At 38.8% G+C, this 17485-nt stretch carries 17 protein-coding genes; 10 read left to right on the top strand and 7 right to left on the bottom strand.

Annotated features, from left to right (window positions below; genetic code table 11):
- The first annotated feature begins 29 nt into the window (after nt 1-29).
- The 3 genes from ACINWC743_RS22260 to uca are packed head-to-tail and all read left to right on the top strand — an operon-like array spanning nt 30 to nt 5075.
- Nucleotides 30-785 carry an urea amidolyase associated protein UAAP1 gene (locus ACINWC743_RS22260; protein WP_009587068.1) on the top strand — a complete coding sequence of 252 codons (756 nt, stop codon included), beginning with the start codon at nt 30-32 and terminating at the stop codon, nt 783-785.
- A 13-nt stretch (nt 786-798) separates the two neighbouring features.
- On the top strand, nt 799-1467 hold the full coding sequence (locus ACINWC743_RS22255; protein ID WP_004828962.1) for an urea amidolyase associated protein UAAP2: 669 nt from the start codon (nt 799-801) through the stop codon (nt 1465-1467).
- Between the two features lie 2 nt (nt 1468-1469).
- On the top strand, nt 1470-5075 hold the full coding sequence (gene uca / locus ACINWC743_RS22250) for an urea carboxylase (RefSeq protein ID WP_009587039.1): 3606 nt from the start codon (nt 1470-1472) through the stop codon (nt 5073-5075).
- Between the two features lie 60 nt (nt 5076-5135).
- On the opposite strand, the gene ACINWC743_RS22245 is transcribed toward uca, so the two are convergent.
- A complete protein-coding gene (locus ACINWC743_RS22245; RefSeq protein ID WP_009587064.1) occupies nt 5136-5672 on the bottom strand; it encodes an NAD(P)H-dependent oxidoreductase in 537 nt (178 codons plus the stop codon).
- Between the two features lie 94 nt (nt 5673-5766).
- Between ACINWC743_RS22245 and ACINWC743_RS22240 the strand changes: the two genes are divergently transcribed.
- The 5 genes from ACINWC743_RS22240 to ACINWC743_RS22225 all read left to right on the top strand — a co-directional run bounded on the left by ACINWC743_RS22240 (nt 5767) and on the right by ACINWC743_RS22225 (nt 9815).
- Nucleotides 5767-6126, top strand: coding sequence for a winged helix-turn-helix transcriptional regulator (locus ACINWC743_RS22240; protein WP_009587107.1), 360 nt, complete (start codon nt 5767-5769; stop codon nt 6124-6126).
- Between the two features lie 281 nt (nt 6127-6407).
- Complete coding sequence (locus ACINWC743_RS25130) at nt 6408-6533, top strand: hypothetical protein (RefSeq protein WP_004828958.1); 126 nt, start codon at nt 6408-6410, stop codon at nt 6531-6533.
- Nucleotides 6534-6537: 4 nt separating this feature from the next.
- On the top strand, nt 6538-6972 hold the full coding sequence (locus tag ACINWC743_RS22235; protein ID WP_009587055.1) for a CopG family ribbon-helix-helix protein: 435 nt from the start codon (nt 6538-6540) through the stop codon (nt 6970-6972).
- 9 nt (nt 6973-6981) lie between these two features.
- Nucleotides 6982-8796 (top strand): allophanate hydrolase, encoded by a 1815-nt coding sequence (atzF, locus tag ACINWC743_RS22230; protein ID WP_171064925.1) that lies wholly within the window; start codon nt 6982-6984, stop codon nt 8794-8796.
- Nucleotides 8793-9815: an ABC transporter substrate-binding protein gene (locus tag ACINWC743_RS22225; protein WP_009587095.1), complete on the top strand. Its 1023-nt coding sequence runs from the start codon at nt 8793-8795 to the stop codon at nt 9813-9815. Before atzF ends, ACINWC743_RS22225 begins: the two co-directional genes overlap by 4 nt.
- Nucleotides 9816-10385: 570 nt before the next feature.
- On the opposite strand, the gene ACINWC743_RS22220 is transcribed toward ACINWC743_RS22225, so the two are convergent.
- From ACINWC743_RS22220 to ACINWC743_RS22195, 6 genes are all read right to left on the bottom strand, one after another.
- Nucleotides 10386-10718, bottom strand: coding sequence for a DMT family transporter (locus ACINWC743_RS22220; RefSeq protein ID WP_009587047.1), 333 nt, complete (start codon nt 10716-10718; stop codon nt 10386-10388).
- Between the two features lie 16 nt (nt 10719-10734).
- Nucleotides 10735-11622, bottom strand: a complete 888-nt coding sequence (locus tag ACINWC743_RS22215) for a hypothetical protein (RefSeq protein WP_009587094.1) — start codon at nt 11620-11622, stop codon at nt 10735-10737.
- Nucleotides 11619-12623, bottom strand: coding sequence for an isopenicillin N synthase family dioxygenase (locus ACINWC743_RS22210; RefSeq protein ID WP_009587102.1), 1005 nt, complete (start codon nt 12621-12623; stop codon nt 11619-11621). The genes ACINWC743_RS22215 and ACINWC743_RS22210 overlap by 4 nt, the downstream gene beginning before the upstream one ends.
- 80 nt (nt 12624-12703) lie before the next feature.
- The gene (locus ACINWC743_RS22205; RefSeq protein WP_009587090.1) at nt 12704-13585 is read right to left on the bottom strand and encodes an ABC transporter ATP-binding protein; all 882 of its coding nucleotides are present in this window, start codon (nt 13583-13585) and stop codon (nt 12704-12706) included.
- Nucleotides 13585-14529, bottom strand: coding sequence for an ABC transporter permease (locus ACINWC743_RS22200; protein ID WP_009587098.1), 945 nt, complete (start codon nt 14527-14529; stop codon nt 13585-13587). Before ACINWC743_RS22200 ends, ACINWC743_RS22205 begins: the two co-directional genes overlap by 1 nt.
- A 764-nt stretch (nt 14530-15293) precedes the next feature.
- Nucleotides 15294-15527: a hypothetical protein gene (locus tag ACINWC743_RS22195; RefSeq protein ID WP_004828949.1), complete on the bottom strand. Its 234-nt coding sequence runs from the start codon at nt 15525-15527 to the stop codon at nt 15294-15296.
- Between the two features lie 277 nt (nt 15528-15804).
- Here ACINWC743_RS22195 and ACINWC743_RS22190 point away from each other — a divergent pair, with 277 nt between their 5' ends.
- The gene (locus ACINWC743_RS22190) at nt 15805-16416 is read left to right on the top strand and encodes a LexA family protein (protein WP_004828948.1); all 612 of its coding nucleotides are present in this window, start codon (nt 15805-15807) and stop codon (nt 16414-16416) included.
- A 274-nt stretch (nt 16417-16690) separates the two neighbouring features.
- Nucleotides 16691-17482: a pyrimidine utilization protein D gene (gene rutD, locus ACINWC743_RS22185; RefSeq protein WP_009587056.1), complete on the top strand. Its 792-nt coding sequence runs from the start codon at nt 16691-16693 to the stop codon at nt 17480-17482.
- The last annotated feature ends 3 nt before the right edge of the window (nt 17483-17485 follow it).

The raw sequence follows: 17485 nt of genomic DNA, 5'->3' as shown, positions 1-17485 counted from the left end.
GTCAATCAACTATCCGAACAGGAGTGGCTATGAACACGACACATTATCATGATCAGAATGAGATTTGGTCTGAAAAATTACCGGGTGGACATCACTGGTCAGGTCGTATTCCCAAAGGAACTGTACTGCAACTTAAAGCTTTAGCTAAAAATGCCAATGTGTCTTTGTTCTGTGTCAATGCGAATGACAGACTCGAACGCTTCAATATGCCTGACAGCCTAAAAGGTCAACATACTGCATATTTAACACAAGGTCATGTTTTATATTCTGATTTGGGTCGAGTCATGGCATCAATTGTTCGTGATGATCATGGCTGGAATGATGTTTTATGTGGTGCAAGTCGACCTGAACAAATTCAGCGCACTTTTGGAACGAAAAGCTTTCAAGATGCCCGAAATCAGATGTATCAAAATGGTTTAGATGGTTTGCTGATTGAAATGAGTAAGTATTCTTTGGGGCAAATTGATTTAAGTGCCACGATTAACTTATTTTCAAAAGTCAGTCCAGATCAAACAGGTGCATTGAGTTACGTTGCTTCGGATAATCAGGATCAAATCATTCAGCTCCGATTTGAAATGGATAGTTGGGTGTTTTTATCCGCTGCACCACATGCTTTAGATCATTCTGCGGATTATGCTCCAGCAGCTATTGCTTTAAGTCTTTTTACTGCTTTGCCTTTGTCAGAACATGATATTTGTCGGGATTCTTGTCCACAAAATCAGCGCGCATTTAACAACAATGATCGTTATTTTGCACGCCATTCATCACATAACATCAACGTATAAAGGGGCAACGATCATGACCATATTCAGTTCAATCGAGCATCGTGTATTCGACCAAGTACTTGTTGATGACGTATGCCTTGCAGGTGAGGCATGGATGGGCGAAATTAAAAAAGGACAGTATTTTCGCATTGTTGATTTGGAAGGCAATCAAGCAGTCGATACTTTGTTCATATCTGCAGAAAACCCAGCTGAACGTTATAGTGCGACGGATACGTTGACCATCAATCAACATATATATTTAGAAAAAGGTACCACTTTATATAGCAATCATGGTCGTGCGATTGGCGTGATTCATGATGATAACTGCGGTCGACATGATACCTTGGGCGGTGCATGTTCATGTGAAAGTAATACAGTACGCTATGCACATGAGACTTATCCAATGCACAGTTGCCGTAATAACTTTATGTATGCATTGGCGAAACATCCGATTGCACAAAAACACCAATTGAATGTTCGACATATTGGTCCAAATATTAATTTCTTTATGAATGTCCCTGTGAGCTCTGAAGGTCATTTGACCTTTGCTGATGGTATTTCGGCAGCAGGAAAATATGTTGAAATCAAAGCAGAAATGGATTTGATTATATTGATTTCGAATTGCCCCCAATTAAACAATCCATGTAATGGCTATAACCCAACCAAAATTCAATTGATTGTCCATACTGGTACGGAGGCTTAATTATGTTTAAAAAAGTTCTCATTGCCAACCGTGGTGCAATTGCCTGCCGTGTCATACGCACACTGAAAAAATTAGGCATCGCTTCCGTTGCTGTTTACTCAGAAGCCGATCAAGATTCTTTACATGTGACCTTGGCAGATGAAGCATTTTGTATTGGTGCAGCGCCTGCGCAACAGAGTTATTTGAATATTGAAAAAATACTGGAAGTTGCAAAACAAACTGGCGCTGAGGCAATTCATCCGGGATATGGATTTTTATCTGAAAATGCGGAGTTTTGTGATCTTTGTGAAAATCAGGGGATTGCTTTTATTGGTCCAACATCCAGTCAAATGCTGGATTTTGGTTTAAAACATACTGCACGTGAACTTGCAATTCAAAGCCAAGTCCCGTTATTGCCGGGAAGTGCTTTGCTGGCTAATGAAAACGAAGCCATTACTGAAGCTACACGGATCGGTTATCCAGTCATGCTGAAAAGCACCGCTGGTGGTGGCGGTATTGGGATGCGTTTGGTTTGGAATGAAGCTGAGCTCAGAGATGCCTATCAAACTGTCTCTTATCTCGCTCAAGCAAACTTTAAAGATGCAGGTGTGTATTTAGAAAAGTTTGTGGAGCATGCTCGGCATATTGAAGTACAAATTTTTGGTAATGGTACAGGACAGGTATTGGCTTTGGGTGAGCGTGATTGTTCTGTACAACGCCGTAACCAAAAAGTCATCGAGGAAACGCCAGCACCCCATTTAAATGCTGAACAGCGCGAATATATTCAAAAAATTGCAATTCAACTGATGCAATCAGTCAATTATCGTTCGGCAGGGACTGTTGAATTTGTCATGGACACGGAAACAGAGCAATTCTATTTCTTGGAAGTGAATACGCGTTTACAAGTCGAACATGGGGTGACTGAACAAGTTTATGGTGTTGATCTGGTTGAGTGGATGGTGACTTTAGCCAGTGGTGACTGGTCTGCTCCACAAGAAAAATTAGTCCCGAAAGGGCATTCGATCCAAGTACGTTTATATGCTGAAGACCCGATTAAGCAATTTCAGCCCAGTGCAGGATTATTGACGTATGTGCAATTTGATTCGCAGGCGCGGGTCGAAACATGGGTCGAAACCGGTTCTCATGTTTCTTCATTTTATGATCCGATGCTGGCCAAAATTATTGTCACAGCAGCAGATCGAAACTCAGCAATACGCGCCATGCAAGCCAGTCTTGCAGTAACTCAAATCGCGGGTATTGAAACCAATTTGGAGTATTTGCAGAATATTATTGCAGGCGAAGTGTTCCAATCAGGAATGCAAACCACGCGTTTTTTAAATACTTTCGTATGGAAAACTCAAAAAATCGAAGTTTTACAATCAGGTATTCAAACTTCGATTCAAGACATCACTGGTCGTTTAGGGTACTGGGATGTTGGTGTACCACCGTCAGGTGCAATTGACCCTTTAAGCTTAAATGTTGCCAATCAACTTTTAGCAAATCCATACAACACGGCAGGACTAGAATGTACTTTACAAGGTCCAACTTTAAAGTTCCATTGTGATAGTCAAATTGTCATCACGGGTGGAGAGATGGCGGTCACACTTGATGGTATCGCTCTACCGATGTGGCAAACAATCAATGTTAAAAAATCTCAAGTCTTAAAGTGTGGCGCAATCAGCACAGGTTGCCGTAGTTATATTGGGATTAAAGGCGGATTTGACGTTCCAGAATACTTAGGCTCAAAAGCAACCTTTACCTTAGGTCAATTTGGTGGACATGCAGGTCGTAATTTATTGATTGGAGATATGCTTCCAATCACTGAGTATTGTTCTGAAGACAGTAAGCGTTTAGCCAAAGATCAAATTCCAAGCTTTAGCCGAACTTGGGAAATCGCTGTGATGTATGGTCCGCATGGAGCTCCTGATTTCTTTACTACAAAAGACATCGATCAGTTTTTTACCAATACCTTTGAAATTCATTATAACTCCAGCCGTACAGGGGTTCGTTTGATTGGACCAAAGCCAGATTGGGCACGTGAAGATGGTGGTGAGGCTGGCTTACATCCTTCCAATATCCATGACAACGCTTATGCAATTGGTGCAATAGACTTCACTGGGGATATGCCAATTATCTTGGGACCTGATGGTCCAAGTTTAGGTGGATTTGTATGTCCCGCAGTAGTAATTCATTCTGAACTTTGGAAAATTGGTCAGTTGAAGGCAGGAGATAAAGTCAAATTTATACCTGTAGGTTATGCGCAGGCAAAAAGTCTCGACCAAAAATATCATCAAAGTTTAATCGCTACAGACACGACTACTGTTGATTTCCATCCTCTGATTCAGCCTGAGCATGAAACTTTAAGCAATGCTGTACTCGCGAACATAGAGGGGCAAGGCAAGTTGCCAAGTGTCTGCTATAGACCCGCAGGAAACAGTTATTTATTGGTTGAATATGGTGAACTGGTTTTAGATTTGAATTTACGATTCCGCATTCATGCCTTGATGCAATGGGTAAAAGCTCAAAATATTCAAGGGATTATTGATCTCACACCGGGTATTCGTTCTTTACAGATCCATTTTGATTCAATTCAAGTTGATCAATTGGAATTGTTAAAGATATTGCAAAGTGCTGAAGCTGAACTCGTTGATATTGATCAGATGCAAGTTCCTTCAAGAACAGTTTATTTACCGTTGGCTTGGGAAGATTCACAAACGCAGTTAGCGACTGAACGCTATACCCAAATTGTGCGTCCAGATGCACCTTGGTGTCCTGATAATATCGAGTTTATCCGTCGTATCAATGGTCTAGCTTCTAAGCAGGCAGTGAAAGATGTCGTATATAGTGCACATTATTTGGTGATGGGTTTGGGAGATGTATATCTAGGTGCGCCCGTAGCCACGCCACTTGATCCACGTCAGCGTTTGGTCACGACAAAATATAACCCTGCTCGAACTTGGACACCTGAAAATGCGGTGGGTATCGGCGGTGCCTATATGTGTGTTTATGGAATGGAAGGTCCGGGAGGATATCAGTTCGTTGGACGAACTACACAAATGTGGAGTCGTTATCGTCAAAACGCAAATTTTGAAGCAGGCAAACCATGGTTATTGCGCTTTTTTGATCAGGTAAAATTTTATGAAGTTTCCGAGTCAGAACTGCTGAAAATGCGTGAAGATTTTAAAGCAGGTCGTTTGCAACTTCGAATTGAAGAGGGCGTGCTCAACCTTAAACAATACAATGACTTCTTAGCCGAAAATCAAGATAGCATTCAGGCATTTAAACACACGCAACAAACCAATTTTGAAGCTGAACGTCGTCGTTGGCATGCTGCTGGTTTACAAGAATATGTTTCTGAAAGTCTGGATGCTGTAGACGATGCAGAAGCCGTCATTATCCCGCAAGGTGGGTGTGCAGTTGAATCACATATGCCCGGTTCAATTTGGAAAATAGAATGTGCTTCAGGTGACATTGTGGAAGAAGGCGCAACCCTTGCAGTGATCGAAGCCATGAAAATTGAAATTCCAATCATCGCGCCTGAGCGAATGAAAGTTGAAACTATAACCATTGAAAAAGGGCAGACAGTTAAAACAGGGCAGGTGTTGTTTACCTTAGCACCGGTGGTTTGAAAAAACCTCTAAAGATAGAACAATACTAAAACAAAGGGCATCATTAAGATGCCCTTTTTATCAAGTAGCGAGTAAATGTTTAAGAATTTTGTCACCGTGTTCGACCGCTTCCCGTTTGATTTTAGACGCTGAGTGACCAGATAAGGGGGACACATCAAAGAGTAAAAAAGTGCCACTTAAATTCATTTGACTATATTGAATGGAGTGATGAACAGATTTTAAAAAGCTTTCGATTAAATTTTCGTGTTCATTGATTAAATTTTTTTCTGACTGTCCAACAGTCATACTCAGCAAAACTTTTTTATTTTTCAATTTATCTCCTTGTGAACCATAAGCAAATTGATAGCTAAAAACTTCATCGAACCATAATTTTAAAATAGCGGGCATATTAAACCAAAACATTGGATATTGCAGAATGACCGTTTCATGTCGCAGTAATGCCTGCTGTTCCGCAGTGACATCAATTTGATAATCAGGGTAGCGTTGGAAAATATCTCGAACTTCTAAATCTGGATACTTATCTGTCAGTTCATTGACAATGGTCTTGTTTGCAATCGACCGTGTGTAATAGGGATGCGCCAAAATGAGCAGTGCCATAATATGTACCTATTAACTATAAAAATAATAGTCACTATATTTTTTATATGGATGGCGTACAATAACTATCAAAGTTGATAGCCTAGAGATATTGATGGAACCTATTGAAAATAAATGTGAAATAAAAATGAATGGTAAAACCTATCCATGTCATATCAGTATGGCAATGGATTTGGTCGGTGGGAAATGGAAAAGTGTAATTCTTTACTATCTCAAAGATGGAGCAAAACGCTTTAATGAAATCAAACAACTGATGCCAACGATTACTGAAATGACACTCAGCCTGCAACTTAAGCAATTAGAACAAAGTGGATTGGTTTCTAGAACCGTGTATGGAGAAAAAGCACCAATCAAAGTAGTCTATGAAATGACCGACTTAGGACATTCTTTTAAGCCTGTTTTAGAATCATTGTCTATTTGGGCACATGGCATGCTTAATGAAGATTTAGATTAAAAAATAATAAAATGCTATTGCTGAATCGTACTTAAAAAAAATCTGATTGATGAATATAACGACTTGAATATTTTCGCCCCATCACTGCGCATGGGGCATTTTTTTGCCCACAAAATAGTCATAAATTTTGATCAATCGCAGTAAAAGCACGCTTAGAAATTGGCACATTTTCTGCATCTATAGGGGCGTAATACAAAAACTTAATTTGGTAATACTGATGCCTATTCTTCTATGTTTACAAATAGCGAATGGCCATCAGACCCTTACATAGGAGTGATGCGATGAATCATGTAAAAACAGCAGACAAAAAAGTACATCCGCTCAAAACATTTTTTGTCGAATTATTCAGTGTACGCGCTGGTCTGTATATCAAACAAACACACTCAGTCCATAAACCAAAAGGATAGCACTGTGCCTAAACAAAAGTTGGCTCGGATCAGTATTACTGTACCTGAAACGACACTCAATGCCCTCGACCAAAAAATTGTTGATCAACACTATGAAAGCCGATCACAAGCAATTGTGGACATGATCAACAAACATTTGATTGCAGAGCAGGTTCAAGCCAATGAAGTGATGGTGGGGACATTAACCATTCTTTATGATGCAGGGCAGATGCCACTTAGAAATCAACTAATTGATTTACAACAACAGTTTTTAGCCCAAGTGATCAGTTCACTACATATTCAACTTGATCAGCAAAAAATCTTGCAGGTGATGTTGATGCAAGGTGCAAGCTCAGAGCTCAAGCAAATTAGTCAGCAATTTATTGCACTCAAAGGCGTGATTAAAGGGCATTTAGAACTTATGGATGCAGTGATGCCTCCGATTCTACAAAATGATTAAATCAGGAGTATGGTCATGCAAGACTTATGGACGATCCAAGATTGGAAAAATGCGTATGCAAATCAGCAAATCGATATTGATGGTTTAATCGACTATGTTAAAACCATAAAAAATGATGATCATGCTTGGATTGAAATCGCATCTTCAGCACAAATACAGATGCAAATTGAGTATTTAAAAACTCAAAATTGCGATGATCTACCCCTCTATGGTGTGCCATTTGCAGTCAAAGACAATATTGATGTCGCTGGTTTTCATACTACTGCCGCATGTAAGGATGCCAAATATTTAGCAAACACAGATGCTTTCGTTATTGCTAAGCTTAAAAAAGCAGGCGCAGTCGTTGTTGGAAAAACCAATTTAGATCAATTTGCAACAGGTTTAGTGGGAGTACGTTCGCCGTATGGTGCAGTAAAAAATAGCTTTAATCCAGAATATATCAGTGGTGGTTCCAGTTCTGGATCGTCAGTGGCTGTAGCGAATGGAATTGTACCTTTTAGTCTAGGTACAGATACGGCAGGTTCAGGTCGAGTCCCAGCAGGTCATAACAATATAGTTGGATTGAAACCTACAAAGGGATGGTTTTCCACCACAGGTTTGATGCCTGCGTGTAGAACACTGGATGTGATTTCAATTTTTGCACTGACCAGTGATGATGCTTGGCTGGTTGCAACATTGATGCAAGGTAATGATAAAACAGATGCTTATTCGCGTAGTCATCCTGCCAATGTTGCAACACAATTTTCTAAAGGTAAAATTGCGATACCTGCTCAACTTGAGTTTTATGGTGATATTGAATCTGAGAAAGCATTTAAGATTGCAGTAGAACGTGTTCAGGCACTTGGATATGAGGTTGAATCTATTGATTTTACGGATTTCAACCTTTTAGCGAGAGCACTTTATAATGATGCTTGGGTTGCAGAGCGAACGGTTGCTGTCGAAGCGCGAGTCTCTCGGCAACAAGCGCATCCAGTGATTGCACAAATCATTGCGCAAGCAGATCAGTTTAAAGCTACAGATACATTTAAAGCTGAGTATCAACGGGCTGAATTAGCACAAAAAATTAATCTTCAGTTACAAGCCTATGATGCATTGTTGGTACCGACTTCACCGACGATTTATCGGATCAGTGAAGTTGAAGCAGACCCACTCAATAAAAATTCACATATGGGGGCGTATACCAACTTTGTAAATTTTGCTGATCTAGCTGCGATTGCCTTACCCAATATCATTCGTGCAGATGGTCTACCAAGTGGTGTAACTTTTATTGCACCTGCTTGGTATGACCAAGCTTTGGCAAAATTTGCCCAACAATGGCAAACACTCACAGAACTTCCTCTTGGCACGTCATCATATCGTTATCAAAAAAGCTTTGAAATTGAATCACAAAACTCGGTAAAGCTTGCTGTGGTCGGTGCACATCTCTCAGCGATGCCTTTGAATTTTCAATTGACAACCCGGCAAGCGACATTGCTCGCAAAAACCCGAACGGCTAAAAGCTATAAGCTATTTGCTTTGAAAAATACTGTTCCACCGAAACCGGGATTGCAATTTGATGTTGATGGTACTGCGATAGAGGTTGAAGTTTGGGAGATTCCTTTGGCGAATTTTGGGGCAATCGTCGCTGAAGTTCCATCACCACTAGGCATTGGCAATCTACAGCTTGAAGATGGGACATGGGTTAAAGGTTTTATTTGTGAAGCTTATGCAATTCAAGAGGCTGTCGATATCAGTCATTTTGGTGGTTGGCGTGCCTACATCAAGTCACTCAGTCCGTCAAATACAAAATTTAACTGTGAAAACGTTGGGGGAGTTTCGGTATGATTCGTAAATCTTTTTTATCTATATCCATTTTAACTTCAGTTTTAATATCAGGTTGTGACAACACAGCAAAAGTGCCAGAAGCCAAAGAAAATAAGCAAACCACAGCAAACGCACAACCGATTACTATTGGTTATAGTGATTGGCCGGGATTTGTTGCATGGCAAGTTGCGATTGAAAAGGGGTGGTTAAAAGAAGCGGGATTAAATGTTGATTTTAAATGGTTTGATTACTCCGCATCGCTTTCAGCTTTTTCAGCAAATCAATTGGATGCGGTATTTGTCACCAATGGAGATAATTTGGTGACTGCTTCAGGCGGTACGCAAGGCATGATGATTATGGCAACAGATTATTCTGCTGGAAATGATGTCATTATTGCCAAAGAGGGGATTAATCATATTCAGGATTTAAAAGGCAAATCAGTTGGTGTTGAAAAGGGATTGGTGGACCATTTACTGCTTGCAACAGCGATGTCAGATCAGAAAATTCCTATTAATGAAATCAAATTGGTGAATTCTGCGACCAATCAATTACCTCAAGTGTTTTCAAGTCCTGATATTTCAGCAATTGCAGTTTGGCAGCCTGTTGCCAGTCAAGCATTAAAAGCCGTTGCAGGATCAAAAATCATTTATACATCGCAAGATAAACCGGGTTTAATCTATGACACATTAACGGTCAATATGAGTCATTTAACTGCACATAAAGAGGAATGGAAAAAAGTTCTGCAAGTGTGGGATAAAACGGTGAAATATATCAACGATCCCGCTACACATGCAGATGCAGTCAAAATTATGGCAAATCGTTCAGGTGTCGATCCGAAACAATACGAAACGATGGTGAATGGTACACATTTACTGGATATTTCAGCCAATAAAAAAGTCTTTAGCAAAGGTAATGGTTTTGATTCGATATATGGTTCGTCCTATCATGTGAATAAATTTAATGTACAGAATGGCATCTATAAAACTGAGCAAAATGTAGATGGTTTGATTTATCCAACCTTATTACAAGAGTTACCATAAGGGGATTTGCGCTAATTGGATTGGTCTGGAGAGACATCTTTATGACCAATCGCGAATTAGCTAAAGACCCAATAGCCTAAGCAGTATCCTTCTGGAAACTTAAATAATTAGATAAGAAGCTTCACTGCTTCTTATTTTGTGAAAAGCTTTGATCAATTAGTGCAGACGATGCCTTAGTTTTCAGAGATGAAAAGATACCATCTCGAACATCGAGCTAATTCATTCAAATTAAGTCGAAGGTATGTTATTTTCTTCATCGAATCATATTGATCCGTATCATCGCCTAACTCAGTTGGGCTTTTAATTGTTTAGATCAAATTAAGCATAACAATATTTAAATCTGTTCATTCAGTATTATCTTTTTAAATACAGTCAATCTGTTGAAAAATTCATACAGTAGAATATCATTTCTGTTGATCAATAAAATTAAAGCGATCAATATATTGTTCGATGATATAAGCCTTGCACTACCACGCTTTAGCTCTAGAGTCCAAAGTGACTAAAAAGGAATTAAAAAAGAAGATTGAGGCAAATGAGTAAGCCTCAAAATTTCATCAGCATAAACTTTACTTAAGTGAGTTCTGTGCTGTTTGAGAAAAGATGAATAATTGAAATCCCAATAATCATCAGGGAAAGTCCAAGAATAGCAGCTAAATCCAAGTGCTGTTTATAATAAAAAAAGCCGACCAAAGACACCAAAATAATGCCAGCACCTGACCATAAGGCATAGGTAATACCGACTGGAATGGTTTTCATGGTCAGGGATAAGAAATAAATCGCCACAGCATAGCCACAGATGGTGATGATTGAAGGCAAGAGCTGACTAAATCCTTCTGAAGCTTTCATGGCAGAGGTCGCAATGACTTCTGCCACAATTGCAATAATTAAATAGATAAAAGACATGGTTAAAATATGCTTCCTAGACACTTATTTTTGCATGATGGAAAAGGTGGTTGTGTTCCTGATCAAACCAGGCAAGGCTGGCATTTGATGTTGCTGTCTCTGTGGAAAAACAAAAATCTTGCTCAAAAGTATCAATGGTGAAATATAACTGGCAACGTTGTCCTTGAATTAAGCGTTGCTGTACCAATGTGTTGTCATCCAACTGAGTAAAGTGATCAAGTTCCATGTGTGTGCCAACTTGCTCCGTCACAGTACTGAGATCAATCATTTGCTGTCCAAAACTCACCGATACTTCGTAATCTTGGATATCTTGAACAGTGAAATCTTGCTGAGCAAAGGCTTCGGTCAAGGATTTCTCCATTTCTAAACGTTGTTGGATCTCAGGACGGCGTGATCGTGCAAAGGCAATAAAATGATCACAAATAATTAAGCCACCATCCGCAGGGTAACTTGTATTTAAATCCATATTGTCAATTTTAAATAAACGTAAACCCAGAAAAAGCCCACGTTTGGCTTGCTGACGCCAATCTTCAACATAAGCATGGCTCGGGGAAAATTCTAAAATGGCATTGCCAATCGCATAAAGTTTTGCTGGTTCAGGCCATTGAACATGATTTTGATAATTACTGGTGATTTGCCAAGAAAGTAGTTGCTGTTGCTCATCCCACAGTGTATTGCCAACCCAGCCTTGTCGCTCCAAAACGGGTGTTGTGTTTTGGCTTTTTAAACGTAAATCGATGGTGAATGATTTAGACTGAAACCAATAGACCAAGGTAGTTTCGTCAGTGAGCCCATTGGCAAAGCTAATACTTTTACGGCGAAAAGCACCCAACAAATACTCAGGGAGTAGGCATGTTGAAGTAGCAGATACTTTGAGTTGAGTACAGAGTGTTATGAGATTCATTGTGACTCCTCGTTTTGGTTTAAACCAAAGGAGTAAAGTGGTCTGGCATTTTCAAGTTGAATTTCACCACGTGCGACTTTATCTTTGAGATATTGAAATGTTTGCGCTGTTTGATTAAATAAATGCTCCCCACCTTTTAATGGCGCATAGTGAGCAGATTCAGGATTGATCAATGGCTGAATGATGTAGTCATAATCACATGAGAAAAAGAATGGAAAAGAATAACGTTCCTCAGCCACTTTCTTCACCCGATGTTTGGTGGCTAAATAACGTCCATTGGATAAAATCTCCATCATATCGCCAATGTTCATAATCAAGGTATTTTCAAGCAATGGTACATCTATCCATTGTCCAGCTTTATTGAGCACTTGTAAGCCAGGTGCGGTCGGAAGAAGTAAGGTAAAACATTCATAATCCGTATGCGCACCTATACCTTCTTTATCCTGAATATCCGCAATATATGGATAATGTATCAAGCGAAGTTGACTGGGAGCTTTTGAAATATGCGCATCAAAATAATGCTCATCCAAGTCCAATGCTAAGGCAAAACTTTGAAAAATTTGCTGCCCAATTTTTTTAATGTGTTGATAATAATTGGAAACATGCAATTTAAAGCTAGGATCATCAGGCCACTGAGTTGGACCTACCAGTGGGCGTCGATCTTCCAAACTGAGGTAATCATAATTCACATCATAAGCTTCTTTGAGGTCGTAGGTATTTTCTACAAAACGTTCCTCTCCAATGGGCACATAGCCACTGTGATTTTCCGATAAGCCAATATAATTCTGCATCTTTAAGGCTGTATCTTGGGCAAAATACTGTTGCGCCGTTTGATGGAGTTTTTCAAATAATTCAGGCTTAAATTGTTCACCTTTTAGATAAAGAAAACCAACATCTTTACAGGCTTGGTCTAAAGCATGTGCAACTTTCAAGCGTTCATTACGATCAGCGCTACACAATAAAGAAATATCCAAAAGTGGTAAAACATAGCGATTTGTCATGAATATCACCAAAGTTGGTCGTCCAACAAAGAACTAAGCAATTTGGGTCGTCCCAAATGCGATAAGAAAGCGTTTATGGCTTATTTATCCGTACTGATTTGTGTCATACGTGGAATTTTCGGTAAATTTTGTAGTGCTGGATCAAGTTCATCTTCTTGAGCATGCACTAACTGATCAACGCGAGCTCTGAGTTGTTTGAATGCAGAGCTGTTGATTAAGTCTGTTGAACGTGGACGAGGTAAATCGACTTCAATGATCTCTTTGATTTCACCGGGGTTGGCTTTGAGTGCCACAATACGATCAGCCAACAATATGGCTTCATCCATATCATGGGTCACAAAAATAATCGTGATGTCTATGTTTTGCCATAAATCCATCAGATGTTTTTGCATCTTTTGGCGAGTATGCGGGTCTAATGCGCCAAAAGGTTCATCCATCAATAAAATTTTAGGTTCATTGACCAAAGCACGTGCAATAGCGACACGTTGTTTCATCCCACCTGATAACTGATGAGGATATTGATTTTCATATTTTTCTAAACCAATGATATTAATCCATTCACGTGCATGGGATTCAGCAGAGATTTGACTGATACCTTTCATTCGTGGGCCAAACATGACATTTTCTTTGACTGTTTTCCAAGGAAATAGCGTATAGCCTTGGAACACCATACCCCGTTCAGGACTAGGACCTGTAATACGCTCGCCATCGACCAAGACCTCGCCACTGTGATAAGGATCTAAACCCGCAATCACACGACTTAAGGTAGATTTCCCGCAACCAGAAGGACCAATCACACAAACAAATTCTCGTTTATGAATTTTTAAATCAAGCTGTTTTAACACCACTCGTTCAGACTTGCCATGTTTAAATACTTGGCTGAGTTGTTTGGTCTCTAAAATGACAGGACGTGCATAGATCTTTTGAAAATATTCATGTGAGTTAAAAGTTGAATCATTCATTATTTTGCTCCTATTTTCCATGCAAACATACGCTCACCCAACTTCATCAAAACCCAATCACAAACTAAGCCGATCACCCCAATAATTAAGATTGCGGCATACACATTGTCAAAGTTTTGATAGCGCGCTTGTTGGGTGATAAACCAAGTGATACCAGAGGTTGTTCCGATCAATTCAGAGACGATTAAATAGGTCCATGCCCAACCCAGTAGCACTCTTAAATCGCGGTAGATATCAGGAAATGCGGCGGGAATAACGACATAAAACAGACTTTTCAATTTATTGGTTCCTAGGGTATAACCCGCTTCAACCAATCCTTGATCAACCATGCGTGTGGTGTTGGCGATAATCAAAATTTGCTGAAAAAGTGTACCAATGATAATGATTGCAATTTTCGGTGCATCATTAATTCCTAAAATCGCTACAGCCAAGGCACCGAATGCAGGTGCAGGCAAATAGCGAAAGAATTCAACAAAAGGTTCAGTGAGTAGAGATATTTTTTGTGAGAAGCCACAAAGAATTCCCAGTGGGATACCAACAATTGAGGAAATCAGGAAAGCAGAGAAAACAATTTTAATACTGTGCCATAAGCTTTGATGAAACCAAGGCGTATCAGGTTGTTCGGGTGGCGTGGTAAAAGCAGTTACCAATGCTTTAGCAACTTCATGTGGAGCTGGTAAGTAAATTGGATTGACCAAAACACCTTGTGGTGGTGCAGAATGGTGATCTACAGCATTTTGTGCCTCACTATAGAACACATTTTTATCGACACGGCTTCCGACTTGCAGATATGAAACACTTCCTGAATCGGTAATTTGCACTTGTGGATGCCAAATAAAAGGTAAATAACTAACAGCACACCAGAGACATATAGGGATCAGAAAAGAGCACAAGCTTAAGATCAGCTTGTTCTTTTGACCCATATCCTTTGCGACATAACCCATATTTGTCATCCTCATTCTTTGCTTGAGTATTACGATTATTAAAAAACGTAATATTGATTAAGCAAAATGAGTGCCATAAGGCAAAAGACATGAGATTGAAGTAAATAAAAAAGTAAGTGATGTGTTCAAACAGTTGAGAGGTTTGAAACATGATGCTTTTAAAAAGCATTTAAAATAAACAGATAATCAAATAGTGTTGAATGAAATTATTGAGAATGAAATATAGTCAAAACGTCTGATTATTCATACAAGTAATTTGGATGATTCATTTATTTTGTACGTTTTAATCATAAACAGTCTTGCTATCACAAGGCGACATGGATGTCGCTATGTTGAGCGGGGGTATTAGGATGTACCCCTCGCTCAACAGAAGATTTTTGTTACTTTTCATCTCTGAAAAGTAAAGTATCGCCTACGCAAAACAATTTAAACTCTAGAGCTAAAGCGTGGCAGTGCAAGGCTTATATCATCGAACAATATATTCATCGCTTTAATTTTATTGATCAAGAGAAATGATATTCTACTGTATGAATTTTTCAACAATTTGACTATAGATAGAGTATTTAAGAATAAAGAGGACAAGCGTTGTGCGCTTTGAGGGTGATGTTCATGAATTGAATTCACACTTGTTGTTAAAATTGAACCATAAAGAAGCCGTTCTATTCAATTGAATACAACGGCATTTTGATTGCACAAAAATATAGATCATGATTCACTAAAGTTGAACATCAAAGCATATTCAATTTAGGTGGATAAAATTTAATTTAAAATGGAAGCGGTTCTAATCCTTTGACGATATCGTTAAATTCAGAACCGTTCAGCCAAAATGATTTCTTTAAAAATAGTGTAGTCATGATACTTTCAGCATCATCACTGTTGGTGTTTTCACAGAACAAACCATATTGACTGCCAAGCACATTATTGTCTTCAATTAAACGAATATAGTACGCATGTTGTTCATCAGCATAACCAAGAATTGCATCACGTTGAGTAGCCATTTTTATGTCTCCACATAGAAAATCAATCAAATAAGTGCATAACGATGACCAGAGAACTTATTCAAAGAAATCAATAAAATAACATTGAGCTTATATTGTAAATTATTGATTTATGATAAGTATATTGATTGTCTTTGACATCCTTGTTCAAAGAAATGTATCAAAACTGATCGATAGGGTTATTGTTATTCAAAAAAAACTTGCCGTCAACTTGAATTTGTAACTTTTTCAAGGTATATTGATTTTACTGGTTTTTATGTAGCATACAGGATAAAAAATGACTAAAAAAGTAGAATTTGAACATGGAGGTGCGAGAGCCAATGCTGGGCGTAAAGCACAATTCAGTGAGCCTACCAAAGTAATCCGTGTGCCTGAATCCCAAGTTGATTTTATCAAAAATTGGTTACTGAAAAATTTCAGCAACGCACAGCTAAGTGATTTTAGCTCGACTATGAATATCCAAACAGTTCAAGCAAAAAACGATAAGATTTATCAAATACCTTTAGCGACCGAACGAGTTGCAGCAGGTGTGCCGTTTTCTGTTCAGGACACAATTGAACAATCTTTGGATATGAATGAATATCTGATTCGAAATGAAAGTTCGACTTTTATTGTTAAAGCCAATTCTCTTTCAATGTTGGATGTGGGGATAGATATTGAAGACCCATTGATCGTCGATCGCAGTATCACGGCAAAGTCTGGTGATATCGTGATTGCGCGTATTGACAATGATTTTACCGTGAAGCGCTTAATGATTGATAAGCATTTTGATCCACCTAAAGTTTGGTTAAAAGCAGAAAACCCTGAATTTAAGAATATTTATATTGAAGAAGGGCAAGAGTTTGAAATTTGGGGTGTCGTCACCTATAACTTAAAGCGTATGCGTTGATGAGCTTCTTTTTTAATTGTCTCTAATTACTCAAGCTAGCAACATTCGTGTTGCTTTTTTTGATCGAATTTTAAGTAAAGTGAATGCATTACATGAAAAAATGAGTTGATATATTCACTACATTAAAAACCTGCCTTTAGCTGAATTAGCTGTTTATAAACATGCTCGCTTCAAGCAAGCATGCTCAAAATTCATAAATACCAAAATTTAAAAAATATTAATTCGGCATATTTCTTGCTGTTGTTCGCTTAATTAATTTATCGAATGGTAGAAAATGAAAGAGAAGATTTTTCCTTGTAGCAACGGACAAGATGCCGAATTCGTCATTTTGTCTTCAGGTTTAGGTGGACATGCAACATTCTGGCAACCGCAGATTGAGCCGCTAACGCAATATTTTCATGTCTTGGTTTATGATCAAGAAGGCTGTCATGCAGATTCAGCCCATTTGCCTCAATACTATTCCATTCAAAATATGGCTGAACAAGCCCTCGCAATTTTGCAAAAGTATAAAATCGATAAATGTCACTTTATTGGGCATGCCTTAGGTGCAGTGATTGGAGCTGAACTGGCTGTGCTGGTACAAAATACTTCGATTTCTTTATTGGGTTTAACCATGATCAATGCTTGGGATACTTTGGATCCCCACACACAAAAATGTTTTCAAACTCGAATCGCTTTATTAAAAGATTCTGGGGCAGAAGCTTATGTGCGTGCACAGGCTTTATTTCTTTATCCTCCTGCTTTTATTTCAAAAAATCACCAAGAAATACAACAGATAGAGAATATAGGACTACAAGACTTTCCTCCATCGCACAATGTAATGGCACGATTGAAAGCACTGATGGAATTTGAAATTTTACCCATTCATCGAAAGGCTTTATTGAATACAGACTTGTATTACATTGCCAATAAAGATGATTTTCTAGTGCCTTATCAAAAAAGTCACGATCTTCAAGCAGCATTAGGGCATGGGGACTTAACCGTATTGGACTATGGTGCACATGCTTCAACAATCACTGACAGTAAAACACTCAATTATTTGTTGATTAAAAACTTAAAAGGATAAGCG

Origin of the sequence: Acinetobacter sp. WC-743 (assembly GCF_000335555.1) — a bacterium.
Classification (GTDB): domain Bacteria; phylum Pseudomonadota; class Gammaproteobacteria; order Pseudomonadales; family Moraxellaceae; genus Acinetobacter; species Acinetobacter bereziniae.
The sequence above is the reverse complement of the archived record's forward strand: the minus strand, read 5'-3'. Positions and strand labels throughout refer to the sequence as shown.

Excerpts from the sequence above, each read along its gene's own strand:
- ACINWC743_RS22210 (WP_009587102.1), bottom strand. The coding sequence starts at position 12,623 with ATGACAAATCGCTATGTTTTACCACTTTTGGATATTTCTTTATTGTGT.
- ACINWC743_RS22190 (WP_004828948.1), top strand. The coding sequence starts at position 15,805 with ATGACTAAAAAAGTAGAATTTGAACATGGAGGTGCGAGAGCCAATGCT.
- ACINWC743_RS22245 (WP_009587064.1), bottom strand. The coding sequence starts at position 5,672 with ATGGCACTGCTCATTTTGGCGCATCCCTATTACACACGGTCGATTGCA.
- rutD (WP_009587056.1), top strand. The coding sequence starts at position 16,691 with ATGAAAGAGAAGATTTTTCCTTGTAGCAACGGACAAGATGCCGAATTC.
- ACINWC743_RS22215 (WP_009587094.1), bottom strand. The coding sequence starts at position 11,622 with ATGAATCTCATAACACTCTGTACTCAACTCAAAGTATCTGCTACTTCA.
- ACINWC743_RS22240 (WP_009587107.1), top strand. The coding sequence starts at position 5,767 with ATGGAACCTATTGAAAATAAATGTGAAATAAAAATGAATGGTAAAACC.
- uca (WP_009587039.1), top strand. The coding sequence starts at position 1,470 with ATGTTTAAAAAAGTTCTCATTGCCAACCGTGGTGCAATTGCCTGCCGT.
- ACINWC743_RS22195 (WP_004828949.1), bottom strand. The coding sequence starts at position 15,527 with ATGGCTACTCAACGTGATGCAATTCTTGGTTATGCTGATGAACAACAT.
- ACINWC743_RS22260 (WP_009587068.1), top strand. The coding sequence starts at position 30 with ATGAACACGACACATTATCATGATCAGAATGAGATTTGGTCTGAAAAA.
- ACINWC743_RS22220 (WP_009587047.1), bottom strand. The coding sequence starts at position 10,718 with ATGTCTTTTATCTATTTAATTATTGCAATTGTGGCAGAAGTCATTGCG.
- ACINWC743_RS22225 (WP_009587095.1), top strand. The coding sequence starts at position 8,793 with ATGATTCGTAAATCTTTTTTATCTATATCCATTTTAACTTCAGTTTTA.
- ACINWC743_RS22255 (WP_004828962.1), top strand. The coding sequence starts at position 799 with ATGACCATATTCAGTTCAATCGAGCATCGTGTATTCGACCAAGTACTT.
- ACINWC743_RS25130 (WP_004828958.1), top strand. The coding sequence starts at position 6,408 with ATGAATCATGTAAAAACAGCAGACAAAAAAGTACATCCGCTCAAAACA.
- atzF (WP_171064925.1), top strand. The coding sequence starts at position 6,982 with ATGGTCATGCAAGACTTATGGACGATCCAAGATTGGAAAAATGCGTAT.
- ACINWC743_RS22205 (WP_009587090.1), bottom strand. The coding sequence starts at position 13,585 with ATGAATGATTCAACTTTTAACTCACATGAATATTTTCAAAAGATCTAT.
- ACINWC743_RS22200 (WP_009587098.1), bottom strand. The coding sequence starts at position 14,529 with ATGGGTTATGTCGCAAAGGATATGGGTCAAAAGAACAAGCTGATCTTA.